Origin of the sequence: Coprobacillus sp. AF33-1AC, assembly GCF_003475785.1 — a bacterium.
Classification (GTDB): domain Bacteria; phylum Bacillota_I; class Bacilli_A; order Erysipelotrichales; family Coprobacillaceae; genus Faecalibacillus.
The window spans coordinates 1-12921 of the sequence record NZ_QRQB01000020.1 but is presented as its reverse complement, the minus strand read 5'-3'; the positions used below and the strand labels follow the sequence as shown (position 1 = coordinate 12921).

Annotated in this window: 13 protein-coding genes and 7 tRNA genes; 8 read left to right on the top strand and 12 right to left on the bottom strand. The window is 31.6% G+C overall.

The window, feature by feature from the left end; translation table 11 throughout:
- Positions 1 to 32 precede the first annotated feature (32 nt).
- From DWZ53_RS07900 to DWZ53_RS07880, 5 genes are all read left to right on the top strand, one after another.
- Positions 33 to 108: transfer RNA gene (locus tag DWZ53_RS07900), tRNA-Val, on the top strand.
- A 10-nt stretch (positions 109 to 118) separates the two neighbouring features.
- Positions 119 to 194: transfer RNA gene (locus DWZ53_RS07895), tRNA-Thr, on the top strand.
- Between the two features lie 6 nt (positions 195 to 200).
- Positions 201 to 276: transfer RNA gene (locus tag DWZ53_RS07890), tRNA-Lys, on the top strand.
- Between the two features lie 8 nt (positions 277 to 284).
- A tRNA-Leu gene (locus tag DWZ53_RS07885) sits at positions 285 to 368 on the top strand.
- 108 nt (positions 369 to 476) lie between these two features.
- The gene (locus DWZ53_RS07880; RefSeq protein WP_118433261.1) at positions 477 to 1832 is read left to right on the top strand and encodes a sodium-dependent transporter; all 1356 of its coding nucleotides are present in this window, start codon (positions 477 to 479) and stop codon (positions 1830 to 1832) included.
- Positions 1833 to 1865: 33 nt separating this feature from the next.
- Here DWZ53_RS07880 and DWZ53_RS07875 read toward each other — a convergent pair whose 3' ends face one another.
- A complete protein-coding gene (locus DWZ53_RS07875; protein WP_158568215.1) occupies positions 1866 to 2477 on the bottom strand; it encodes a pentapeptide repeat-containing protein in 612 nt (203 codons plus the stop codon).
- 93 nt (positions 2478 to 2570) lie between these two features.
- Here DWZ53_RS07875 and DWZ53_RS07870 point away from each other — a divergent pair, with 93 nt between their 5' ends.
- A complete protein-coding gene (locus DWZ53_RS07870; RefSeq protein ID WP_118433257.1) occupies positions 2571 to 5738 on the top strand; it encodes a DEAD/DEAH box helicase in 3168 nt (1055 codons plus the stop codon).
- Between the two features lie 9 nt (positions 5739 to 5747).
- On the opposite strand, the gene DWZ53_RS07865 is transcribed toward DWZ53_RS07870, so the two are convergent.
- From DWZ53_RS07865 to DWZ53_RS07840, 6 genes are all read right to left on the bottom strand, one after another.
- Positions 5748 to 6758, bottom strand: coding sequence for a PTS transporter subunit IIC (locus DWZ53_RS07865; protein ID WP_118433255.1), 1011 nt, complete (start codon positions 6756 to 6758; stop codon positions 5748 to 5750).
- Positions 6759 to 6764: 6 nt separating this feature from the next.
- Positions 6765 to 7535 (bottom strand): putative ABC transporter permease, encoded by a 771-nt coding sequence (locus tag DWZ53_RS07860; protein WP_118433253.1) that lies wholly within the window; start codon positions 7533 to 7535, stop codon positions 6765 to 6767.
- A 100-nt stretch (positions 7536 to 7635) separates the two neighbouring features.
- Positions 7636 to 7711, bottom strand: a tRNA-Ala gene (locus DWZ53_RS07855).
- A 15-nt stretch (positions 7712 to 7726) separates the two neighbouring features.
- Positions 7727 to 7803: transfer RNA gene (locus DWZ53_RS07850), tRNA-Ile, on the bottom strand.
- A 37-nt stretch (positions 7804 to 7840) separates the two neighbouring features.
- A tRNA-Ile gene (locus DWZ53_RS07845) sits at positions 7841 to 7917 on the bottom strand.
- Between the two features lie 74 nt (positions 7918 to 7991).
- Entirely contained in the window at positions 7992 to 8702 is a 711-nt protein-coding gene (locus DWZ53_RS07840) for an N-acetylmuramoyl-L-alanine amidase (RefSeq protein ID WP_118433251.1), read from the bottom strand.
- A 100-nt stretch (positions 8703 to 8802) separates the two neighbouring features.
- Here DWZ53_RS07840 and map point away from each other — a divergent pair, with 100 nt between their 5' ends.
- Positions 8803 to 9660 (top strand): type I methionyl aminopeptidase, encoded by an 858-nt coding sequence (map, locus tag DWZ53_RS07835; RefSeq protein WP_118433249.1) that lies wholly within the window; start codon positions 8803 to 8805, stop codon positions 9658 to 9660.
- A gap of 84 nt (positions 9661 to 9744) precedes the next feature.
- Positions 9745 to 9984, top strand: coding sequence for a hypothetical protein (locus DWZ53_RS07830; RefSeq protein WP_118433247.1), 240 nt, complete (start codon positions 9745 to 9747; stop codon positions 9982 to 9984).
- 35 nt (positions 9985 to 10019) lie between these two features.
- Here the strand turns inward: DWZ53_RS07830 and DWZ53_RS07825 are convergent, their stop codons facing one another.
- From DWZ53_RS07825 to DWZ53_RS07805, 5 genes are all read right to left on the bottom strand, one after another.
- A complete protein-coding gene (locus tag DWZ53_RS07825) occupies positions 10020 to 10988 on the bottom strand; it encodes a helix-turn-helix domain-containing protein (RefSeq protein ID WP_118433245.1) in 969 nt (322 codons plus the stop codon).
- 149 nt (positions 10989 to 11137) lie between these two features.
- The gene (locus tag DWZ53_RS07820) at positions 11138 to 11617 is read right to left on the bottom strand and encodes a GNAT family N-acetyltransferase (protein ID WP_118433243.1); all 480 of its coding nucleotides are present in this window, start codon (positions 11615 to 11617) and stop codon (positions 11138 to 11140) included.
- 235 nt (positions 11618 to 11852) lie between these two features.
- On the bottom strand, positions 11853 to 12152 hold the full coding sequence (locus DWZ53_RS11195) for a YbaK/EbsC family protein (protein WP_199589156.1): 300 nt from the start codon (positions 12150 to 12152) through the stop codon (positions 11853 to 11855).
- Positions 12153 to 12191: 39 nt separating this feature from the next.
- Entirely contained in the window at positions 12192 to 12704 is a 513-nt protein-coding gene (locus tag DWZ53_RS07810; protein ID WP_118433241.1) for a GNAT family N-acetyltransferase, read from the bottom strand.
- On the bottom strand, positions 12673 to 12921 hold a 249-nt coding region (locus DWZ53_RS07805), incomplete at its 5' end, for a hypothetical protein (RefSeq protein ID WP_233541862.1). The genes DWZ53_RS07805 and DWZ53_RS07810, both read right to left, overlap by 32 nt.

The following is a 12921-nucleotide window of genomic DNA, read 5'->3' as shown; positions in this document are numbered from 1 at the left end:
GTTCGAATCCCGTACGAGTCACCATATTTTTTGGAGGTTTAGCTCAGTTGGGAGAGCATCTGCCTTACAAGCAGAGGGTCAGCGGTTCGAGCCCGTTAACCTCCACCATTTTTTATAAGCCGGCTTAGCTCAATTGGTAGAGCAACTGACTTGTAATCAGTAGGTTGAGGGTTCAAGTCCTTTAGCCGGCACCATAAAATGACTCGCTAGCTCAGTTGGTAGAGCATCTGACTTTTAATCAGAGGGTCAGGCGTTCGAATCGCCTGCGAGTCACCATTTTTTATGCGGGTGTGGCGAAACTGGCAGACGCACTAGACTTAGGATCTAGCGCCTATGGCGTGCAGGTTCGATTCCTGTCACCCGCACCAATTAATAAAATTCCTCGATTATATCGAGGTTTTTTTATTTTCATTATAATTGACTTAACCTTTTATATTTGGATATAATAGAATGGCACTTTATTGAAGGAGAATATTATGGAAAACAATAAAAAATCAAGCTTTTCCGGACGACTTGGCTATGTTATGGCTGTTGCTGGATCAGCTGTTGGACTTGGAAATATTTGGCGTTTCCCCTATTTAGCCGCTAAGTATGGAGGCGGAACTTTCCTCGTTACTTATGTTATTTTAGCTTTAACAGTTGGATTTGCCTTACTGCTAAGCGAAACAGCACTAGGAAGAAAAACTCGTAAAAACCCAATTCAGGCTTATCATCAACTAGGAGCCAAAAAATTACGTTTTGGAGGATGGCTTAATTCTATCATTCCGATGTTAATTGTTCCTTATTACTGTGTTGTTGGTGGTTGGGTGTGTAAATATTTATACGCTTATCTTACTGGTGCAGCACATAAACTTACGCAAGATAATTACTTTACTCAATTTATATCCGACCCTATTTCCCCTGCTTTTTGGTTAGTTGTTTTTGCACTATTAACATTTATCGTTGTTATTAAAGGAGTTGAAAAGGGAATTGAAAAAGTAAGTAAAGTTTTAATGCCTTTACTTGTTGTCATGGCTGCTTTTATTGCTGTATATGGTTTAACAACACCTGGAGCTATTGAGGGATTGAAATATTATCTCATTCCTGATTTTTCTCGTTTTAGCATTATGACCGTTATTGCAGCTATGGGACAAATGTTTTATTCATTATCAATTGGTATGGGTATTTTATTTACATATGGTTCTTATATGAAAAAAGATGTTGATATGGAAAAAGCCATTACCCAAGTAGAAATCATGGATACTTTAATTGCTTTTCTTGCTGGTTTAATGATTATTCCTGCTGTCTTTGCTTTTTCTGGAAAAGGAAGTCTTAATGCCGGAGCATCTTTAATGTTTATTACTATGCCTAAAGTTTTTGATTCTCTAGCTTTAGGACATATCATTGGTGTAGTCTTTTTCCTACTAGTATTATTCGCAGCATTAACTTCAGCAATTTCACTTACTGAATGTGCTGTTGCTACATTTATGGAACAATTCCATTTTTCAAGAAAAAAAGCCGCACTTACTTCTTTAATTGGTATTCTAGCATTAGGTATCCCAACTTCTTTAGGATATGGCTTATTAAGTTGGATTCAACCATTAGGTATGACCATCCTAGATTTCTTTGACTTTATTACCAATTCATGTATGATGCCAATTTCTGCCTTATGTACAGTATTACTCGTTATTAAAGTCACTGGATTTAAAACCATTCATGATGAAGTTGCTTCAACCTCTGCCTTTAAAAGAGAAAAAGCTTACATCTTTTCAATGAGATATATTTGTATTCCAACACTCATTATTATTTTACTAAGTTATATATTATCTACATTTGGTTTTATCACATTATAAACTTTAAGGTATACACAAAAAAGTGTATATCTTTTATTTTATGATAATGCCTAACATAGTTGATAATTCAATAGCTTGAAATGTATTGACAACAAGATCACGTAAACTATCAAAATCTAAACGTATTCCTTCAATATCACTATCACTGACATCAATTTTTTGACTTTTCACCCTCATCCATTCACTCTTTTGTAATGTACATCGACTAAAGCAACAATATTTCATGTTCAAATCATAAAAAGCTGTTTCTTTCATTATACATTCTTTAAAAAACGTTCTTTTAAATCTTACTTGATCAAAGCTTGAATAAGGCATCAAGCACTGATCAAAATGCACATCTTCTAAAAGTCCATCACAAAAGCGTATCCCACTCATTCTGCATTCAATAAATTCCACCCTTAAAAATCTTTGCTTTGAAAAATCTAAATTACTTAAATCACAATGATCAAAAATAACATCAACAAAATCACACTCTTGAAATTTTCCAACAAAACTCACTTTTTTAAAAATACAACTTGATAATCTTTGATGGTCATGATAATTATTATCTATTAAATTTTCTACCTCAATTTCTTCTATCACATCTTTATCTTCAATATAATCAACTTTTGTAAGTTGATTTATTTTAGGTTTATTTCTATTCACCTTTTCTTCCTCCATTTTCTTGTAATTTATATTCTATTATATCTTCTTAATTGAAGCAAATAATGCTATAATGAAGCAATAGGGGTGGATAGAATGTATATTAAAGATGATGAAATAAATAAATACTTTAACAAACTCAATTGGAAAAAAGCACACCATCTTTTTAAACAACAAACTATTTGTCAAATGTCGGTAATTAAAGATGCAAATACTTACCAAATCATTGGCGGTGTGTTAGACGAAGGGCAAAATCATCAATGTCATGTTTCTATAGACAAAAGTGGAAATATTCTTCATTTTGGATGTGATTGCCAAGACAGTAAACCAGACGAACTTGCCTGTCAGCACATTGGAGTTTTATTATTGAAATTTTATGGTTTAGAAATGTCAGATATTCCATACTCTTTCAATCAAAAAATTAACGAATCTGTTCAATTAGAGAGCATTAAAGCAAAACAAGAGAGTGAACACATTCAAAAACAAATTCAAAAAAGTCATCAACTTATTGATATTTATAAAAAACAAATTAAAGCAAAGCAGATGCCACTGGTAAGCCCAGTTCATCTTATTCCTAATATTAAAACAAGTTTCGATCGCTTGTACTTATCTTATAAAATAGCTCACGATAAAAGCTATGCTATTAAAAGTATCCATGATTTTATTTATGACATTAAAACAAATCAAGTTATTCAATATGGTAAGACTCTTACAACTGATCATCAATTAAGTTCTTTTGACCATTCTAGTCAAAAACAAATTCAGTTTATTGAAGAATACTATAAACAATTTCACGACGATAAAACAATTCGTTTAACTAATGAAAACATTGATGATTTCTTCTATCATCATTTTGATAATTTAGATATTAATATTAACTTCACCACAATTGATTTAAATAATCTTACTTTTACTATCAAAGATGAAGAAGACTTTATTACAATTGAAAATAAAAAAACAGACGGTATTACTTTTATTGGACACCAATATATTTATTATTTTGATTATTATACTTTAAACCGTTATTCTAAGGCATGCAGTGAAGCTTTAAAACCATTACTTACATTATTAGAAAAAGAACCATTAATGATCTCTCATGATGATATTTCACTATTCTCAAAATATATTATTGATAGTGCTATTCCATATGTTAACTTTGAAGGAGATCATATTGATGATTATCTTCCAGTTGATGTTTCCCTACTTGTTTATGTAGATATCAACAATAATAACGAACTTACAGTTTCTTTAGAATATCGAGATGACCAAGGTGAAACTATTCTAGATGATATCAATTCACTTATCTTACCTTTAAAATTAGATCAAGTTTTAGAGACACTTAACCAATATTTACGCTATGACGATATTACGAATATGTATTATCTATATGACGAAGAGGACATTTATTATTTCATCACTGAAATTCTTCCTTCATTAAATCATAGTTGTGAAATTTACATAAGTGAAGAAATCAAACAATTTAATAAACCTAGAAATCTTCAATTAAATGCAGGAATCCATTTAAAAAACAATTTACTTGAAATCGACTTAAATAGTATTCATGTCGATAAAGAAGAAATAAAAAATATCATTCTTGCATTCCAACATAATAAGTCTTATCATCGCTTAAAAAATGGAGAGTTCATTAACTTAAATGATGAAACATTAAAAGAAATATCACATCTTATTTCAGACTTAAATATTGATGAAAATAAAATTGAAGACGGCAAAATCGTGGTCGATAAATATCATTCACTTTATATAGATCAATTTGCTAGTCAGTCACATATTCAATTTACTCGTGATGAACAGTTTTCTCATTTAATTGATCACATCAAAAAACCAAATACAACTTCATTCACTGTTCCTAAAGCTTATCAGCCTATTTTACGTGATTATCAGGTCACTGGTTTTAAATGGCTTAAAACCATGTCTGAATATGGCTTTGGGGGTATTCTAGCCGATGATATGGGGCTTGGTAAAACATTGCAAATGATCACTTTATTAGAAGACTGTAAAGATGAAAATCATGTCAGCATTGTTATTTCACCAGCAACTCTTATTTATAACTGGGCTGATGAAATCAATAAGTTTTCTAAAGATTTAAAGACATTATGTATTGCTGGACCATTATCTTCCAGACAACAAGCAATCGCTCAAATTAAAGATTATGATGTTGTTATTACATCATACGATTATATTCGTCGTGATTATGAATTATATAAAGATTATACTTTCTATTATCTTATTTTAGACGAAGCTCAATATATTAAAAATCAAAGTACCAAAAACGCTCAAGCAGTAAAAGAAATTAACGGTTTTCATCGTTTTGCTTTAACCGGTACCCCAATTGAAAACTCATTAGCTGAATTATGGTCAATCTTTGACTTTTTAATGCCTCATTACTTATATAATTATCATTATTTTAAAGAGAACTTTGAAGCACCTATCGTTAGAGATGAAGATCAAGAAAAACAAAAGAAATTGAAACAAATGGTGGAACCATTCATTTTAAGAAGAACCAAAAAAGAAGTTCTAAACGAACTTCCAGATAAGATTGAAAAGAATGTGATGATTTCCTTTACACCAGAAGAAGAGAAAATCTATCTTGCAAATTTAAGTCAAATTAATACTGATTTACAAAATGCTATTCAAGTTAATCATGTCGACCGTATTCAAATTCTAGCAATGATGACAAGATTACGTCAATTATGTTGTGATCAACGTATTGTTTATCCTCAAACAATGGAACCTAGTTCAAAATTAAAAACTTGTATGGATATTATTGCGACAGCTAAAGAAAGTGGTCAAAAAGTCTTATTATTCTCTTCATTTACAAGTTCTCTTGATTTAATAGAAAAAGAACTAAGAAAGAACGATATTTCATATTATGTGTTAACTGGTTCTACAACCAAAATAAAACGTCATCAACTTGTTAATGCTTTCCAAAAAGATGATACGACTGTTTTCCTTATCAGCTTAAAAGCAGGTGGTACTGGTCTCAACTTAACAAGTGCTTCTGTCGTTATCCACTATGACCCATGGTGGAATATGTCAGCTCAAAATCAAGCAACAGACCGTGCTTATCGTATTGGTCAAACAAACAATGTTCAAGTATACAAACTTGTCATGAAAAATTCAATTGAGGAAAGAATTCAAAAATTACAAGAACAAAAACAAGATTTATCTAATATGTTCGTTGAAAACAATAAAGGAACGATTACTTCCATGTCTATTGAAGATGTTGTTTCCTTATTCCAATAAAAAAAGGGATTAAAGATCTGAAATCTTTAAATCCCCTTTTTTTATGTAATTGAGCTTCCTAAACGCCTTATAGAACATAAGTGTTAAAATTGCCGGTAATAAAACATCAACAATCAATAAGATAATCCAAACTTGATTACCACCCATAACAGAAGCCGCCTCAATTAAGCCAACCAACCCTGCTGTTCCCATTCCTGAACCAATCGGTGTACAAACGATATGACATAAAACCGTAGAAATAGGAGCGACAATAATTGAAGATAAAATTGGTGGTAACCATATTACAGGTCGTCTAATGATATTTTTAAACTGTAACATACTTGTTCCTATCGCTATTGCAATAACATCACCAATATCATTATCATCAATACTCATCATTGCAAAGCCAATCATTTGGCAACAACATCCCGCTAAAGCTGCCCCAGCTGCTAAACCATTTAATCCAAGCATGACACCAATCGCCGCCGAAGAAATGGGTGCAGTTAAAGCCATCCCCATTAAAACACCAACTACAATAGACATAAATAAAGGCTGTAAGGCAACTCCATCATTAATAAGTCCTCCAAGCCATACAATTACTTGCGAAATATAAGGACCTATATATTTAGATACAATTCCTGCAACAAGAATTGAACAAAACGGAACCAATAAAATATCTATTGGCGTTTTCCCTTGAATAAGTCTTACCACCTCAATAGCCACAATCACTGTAACATAAGCAATAATTGGATTACCACTTTGAATCGTTCCATTACTAAACGTTCCTGCACCTATTGCTCCTGCAATAATAGCCGCAATTAGATTCAAACCCTTTGCTTCAATAACATAACCAATTCCAACTCCAATCGCAGGACCCATAAGATAACTTGCTATCGTACCCCAACTCGTTAATTCTGAAACATTTAAAAATGTTCCTAACTGTTTTAAAATCGTACCAATGATTAAACTACAAAAGAAACCATAAGCCATACCATTTAAAGTATTAACAACATAATTCCCCTTACCTCTTGAATAAGCCATTCTTTATTACTCCTTTTCACGTATTCTTTCATGTGTTTCTTGAATACGTTTTTTTACTAAATAGGGAAAGGCTTTTAGAATACGCCTTGACCCATAACGATAATGTTTATTCTTTAATTCAATATTAATTTGATCAATCAAACCTCTTAAAGTCTTAATATTTTTTAAGTGTTCTAACTCAACTTCATAATCGGCAAACTTTTGATGGATTCGCATTTGTTCTCTTTCCAACACTTTAACCATTTCTTCCATTTCCTTTTTAAGATGAGTAGCAATATGTACCGAACGAATAAGATCAACAACAAAAATCGTTACCAATATAACAATCAGTACAATTTGTACAGTATAAGGAATAAGTGCTAACTTTTTATCAAAAAAAGGTTGAATAAGACACGTTGCTGCTACACTAAATAAACCAAAGCACACGAATCCTTCCAAACATACTCTTCCGTTTAAATTAAACAGTTTCTTTGAATAATCCCACCAGCGTTCATGAAACATCTTTTCCATGGCCCATGAAGTCAAATACTCTACTACACAAGCAATCAATCCACCCAATAAAAAGATACTATATATTGGATAATGGACCCCTTCCATTCTAAAAAACAACACTACAATTAAAGCTCCACTGCCATAAATCGGTAACATCGGTCCATTTAAAAAACCTCTATTAACAAACTTTTTCATGTAAATAGCGTGAATCATAATTGATTCCCAAATCCATCCACAAAAACTATAAATAAAAAAGGATAAAATATAAATGAATAATTGTTCCATAAAGTTGTTCCTTTCTTTTTAGTTATTATATCATATGCTTTTATTTTTGCATTCTTTCTTATAAAAATAAAAAACCTGTATAAACAGGTTCATTTACTATTGGTGGAGCCAAGCGGGATCGAACCGCTGACCCCCTGCGTGCAAGGCAGGTGCTCTCCCAGCTGAGCTATGGCCCCAGTTATAAATGTTAATGGTGGGCCTGAATGGATTTGAACCATCGACCTCACCCTTATCACGGGTGCGCTCTAACCAACTGAGCTACAGGCCCATAAAATTTATATCATCTATATTAAGCAATTAATTAATGGTGGGCCTGAATGGATTTGAACCATCGACCTCACCCTTATCAGGGGTGCGCTCTAACCAACTGAGCTACAGGCCCATCAATCGACTGCCCATATATATTAACATGATATATCTCTATTCGTCAACACTTTTCTTTATTTTTTTTACATTTTATTCAAGTATTTTTTTACTCTGTTTTTTGTCCTTTTTTGTTGCCTCTTGATCATATTCTATCAAACCCTTAACGATTTGTTCTACCAGTTTTCTTTGATAATTTTCATTTCTTAGTTGACCACACTCATTATAATTAGACATAAATCCACATTCAATCAAAACCCCAACTGTTTGGGTTGCTCGTAAAACTCTAAAACCACATCCACTAATAGGTTTGCGACTATGCGTTACTTCTTTTAAATGTCTATCTATTTTGTTTGCTAGTGTTTTACCTTTTTTACTACGATAGTAATGAAAAACTTGTGAACCCCACGCCTTTGAGTTATTGGCAGCATTTTGATGAATACTTAATAAATAATGAGCTTGATGCTTGTCAATCTCTTTCACTCTCAAATACATATCATCTTGTTTTGAATAATGATGATTTCTTTTGGTCATATCATAATCACCGTCTCTTGTTAAATAGACTGTTGCTCCATAATATTCTAATTCACTTTTTAATAGCTTCGATATGGATAAATTAATATCATCTTCCTTATATCCATATTCCATGGCTCCATTATCTAAACCACCATGTCCAGGATCAATCACAACATATCGATACTTTAAAGGTGTTGCATGACTTTGACTATATACCTTTTGATAGAAATAAAAAGGAATCATTAAAACACACACTATAATAATAATCATGATACACTTTCTTTTCATAAATTCACCTGTTTTAATATATGTCTTGATTATTTTATTATGATATGATGTGAAATATCTATTATTCTAGTGTATACTTGAAACGAAAGAAGGTTGAAATATGAAAAAGAAATGCTGGTGTGGTAGTCAGCTTGTCTACGATGTATGTCATGAAGAATTTGATAAAAAATTAAAATATTATAAAAAACATGGTTATAAAGTACCTACTCATAAAATGATTAAAAATCAAAAACAAGTTGAAGCAATAAAGAAAGCTGCTGTTGTGAATAATGGTTTATTAGATTATATTGAAAAAAACATCAAAATTGGTATGACAACTCAAGATATAGATGATATGGCAGTAGCGTATACTTCAAGTCATGGTGGATATTCTGCTGATTTAAATTATCAAGGATATCCAAAAAGTATTTGTACTTCAGTAAATGATGAGGTTTGCCACGGTATTCCTGGTAACTATGTATTAAAAGATGGAGACATTATTAATGTTGATGCAACAACTGGTGTCAATGGTTATTATGCAGATGCTTCAAGAATGTTCATGCTAGGTCATGTTAGTGAAGAAGCAAAACGTTTAGTTAAAGTAACTAAAGAATGTTTAGAAGAAGGTATGAAAGCTGTAAAACCATGGAAAAGCTGTATTGGTGATATTGGTGCTGCCATTGAAAAACATGCTCATTTAAACGGATATAGTGTTGTTCAAGAATTTTGTGGTCATGGTATTGGTTCAAGCATGCATGAGGATCCTTATGTTTTTCATTTTAAACCAAACGAAAAAACAGAACTTATTGTTCCCGGTATGGTCTTTACAATTGAACCTATGATTAATCAAGGAACAAGACATATTCATTTAGGGTACGATAATGATTGGACAGTTTATACTGATGATGGTAAATTATCTGCTCAATGGGAACATACATTCTTGGTTACCGAAGATGGCGTAGAAATCATTTCTCAATAAAATGTTTCATTAATTGAAATATTTTTTATTTTTTAAAAGAAAAAGACCTCTTAAAAACCATATATAATATTGGGAGGTGAAAAAATGAATAATTCAGCGATATTTAATAATCCTCATTTTTTTAAATACATATTTTCCGATTCTCAAGACCCTGATACTCAAAAGCTTCTCAGGATATTAGTTGAACCATATATTAAAAAAAGAATTAAATCAGCTAAAGTTGATCCTGACTTTAAAAATTATCTAGGTACAAAAGCAACTGTTAGAGTTGATTGTATAACAGAAGATGATGAAAATATTACTGTTGAACTCATTTTGCAATAATAAAAATACGTTCGGTTTTGATACTGAACGTATTTTTATTTTCTATTTACATAATTAAAAGCCATCATCATTGCTGCGTATAAGACACCCGCTATTGGCCATATAAACCAACTATATTGACCTTGTCCATTACCATAAGGCCCAAATGTATAGAAAAAGTAAATAGCACTCACAATAAGCCAATAAATACCACTCACCATACTCTTTAGTGATTTTTTTGCTTTTTGTTTTTTGGTATACTCTCCTTCTTCTAAAATCTTTGCATAAGCATAATAAACTGTTCCCCCATATACAAATGCATAGACCCCAAGTGAAACAACAATAAGTGTTATACAAACACCAAAGACAACAAAGATTTCAGACATAGTCATTGAAACAAAGATACCCAAAACCGATAGGATACATAGTGATGTTCCTATTATATTTAACTGATTATAACGATTTTGAAAATTCTTTTTCTCAGTTTTAATATACTCTTTTACTCCCTGTTCACAAATAAATGCTTCAGTTTCTAAATACTGATAGGATTTCACTTGATTGGCAAAGTGTAAAAACAAAATAACGGCTATAGCTACACAAACAATTAAAAATGACAAGCCAATACCACAAGCAAGGTCTTCACTTAATCTCAAAGAACTGTATTCACTTAACGCTGATAAACCAATTAATAACACTGGTGAAACAATACATAACGATGTCGCTAAAGCGATAAAAGGTGCAGCCTTTTTTCTTAATGTTAAATAATTCATTGCTTGTTCCTTACTTAAATAATAATCTATTTCATTTTGTTCTACTTGATCATGATGATAATCTTCTAATAACAAATAATCTGTTGTTACTTGAAAGATTTTACTTAATTGAATTATTTTTTCAGTATCCGGCAATGATTGTCCACTTTCCCATTTAGACACAGCTTGTCTTGTCACATTAAGTTGATAAGCCAATTCTTCTTGAGACCAACCTTTTTGTTTTCTTAATGATGTAATTTTTTCAGATATTTTCATATTATCCCCTTTCTTTGTATCTTCATTTTATACAAAAGTACTAAATTTGACTACCAACCAGGCTTTTCTATTTGTCAACTAGAGGTTGCTAATGAGATAAATGCATCAAATATAACAAAATAGTACTTCTTAATGAAGTACTAAAAATTTTATAATTCATAATAATACAAACAAATATTTTGATAAGAACCATCTTTCATACAAAAACCATGCGGTACTGTTCCAATTTGTACAAAGCCAAGTCTTTCATACAAATGCCTTGCATGAACATTATTTTCTACAACCGCATTAAACTGCAAAAGCTTAAACCCTAACTTCTTTGCTTGTACAAGACAGTCACTAACCAATTTTTCACCAATATGTTGTCCTCGACAATCAGATTTGACAGCATAGCTGGCATTGGCTATATGACCACATCGACCAATATTATTAGGATGAAGAATATAAAGTCCGACGACTTTCCCTTGGTCAGTGGCTACACCACAATAACTTTGTTCTTTAAAAAATATATGCCCACTTTCTTCATCAAGATAATCAACTTGGGGAAAAGCCACACCTTCTTCAACGACTTCATTCCAAATTTGAATCATTGCTAGAACATCATCTTCGTTATACTTTCTCAATTCCATAATAAAGCTCCTTTAACTTATCTTAAGTCACAAACTACTATAATAAAAATATTCTATATTTCTACAAAGGTGACATCATTTCCGTGTTTTTGTATTAACGCTACTAAATCATCTGTATTCATCCAAATGGTCGCCGTATTCTCATTAGGATGAATGCCTATTTTTTGTCCTTTAAATTGTACATCCAAGTAAAAATGTACACATCGTTTATCATCGTTCAAAACTCCTAACGGGCTTACAGCCCTGGTTTTAAATTCATCATAGCCACTAAATCCTCTGGAGATGCAAAAGAAAGATTTCGCAATCCATGTTGTTTACGAAAAGCTTTTAAATTAACACGTTGATTGCCTTTTACAGTAATCAAATAATAATTTTTCTTTTTATCATCTCTAACAAACAAATTCTTTGCATCCCATTCAGGATTGGGTAATTCAACATGTGTAAGTTCTTCCATATTGAAAACGGCATCATGTTCAGTCACTTCAAATTGAATATTGTGTTCTTTTAGATATTGATAAATCTCTTCCTTTTTCATATACTTTCCTTCATATTAAAATTATAATAAATACACTTTTTAATTTTTCTTTAACTTATAGGATGGATGATAAAGCCCTGTTGGTTTATAAAATTCATCCCTTACATATTGAAATCCCAGCTTTATTAATAACTTTTGAGATGCTTTATTTTTAGGATGATGTCCCGCAAATAAACTTTCTGCGTGTAAATAATTCAATGCATAATCAATCACTGCTTTACAAGCTTCTAATGCATAACCTTTGTTCCAAAACTGAGGTCGTAAATGTATCCCCATTTCATATTGATAATCTTTATATGGTCTTAATCCACAACATCCTATTAATTCATGACTATCCAAAATAAATATCGGCCAGTATTGTACATGATATTTCATTTGGTTTGTCATCTCTAATTTTAAACGATGCGTTATCTCTTCTTCGCTCATTTTACCACTAGCACAAATATATCTTGTTACTTGTGGATTTCCCCACAAACTTCTAGCTAATTCAACATCTTCTTCCCAAGTTGAAAACGCTATTCTAGATGTTTTCATAAAATATGATCTTTCCATTACCTTCTCCAAGTCCACTATCAAGCATATATAAAATACTATCTCTGTCAGGATAAGAATAAGCAATTGGTAATTCATTTTTACTTATTTTTAAAAATCCTGATCTTTCATAAAAATAATGTGATGTTTTTGCGACAGAGGGCATATCCAAAATGATATGTTCAACTTTGTTCTTGTATGATATAAACGTACCTTGCCAGTACATAAATATCACTTT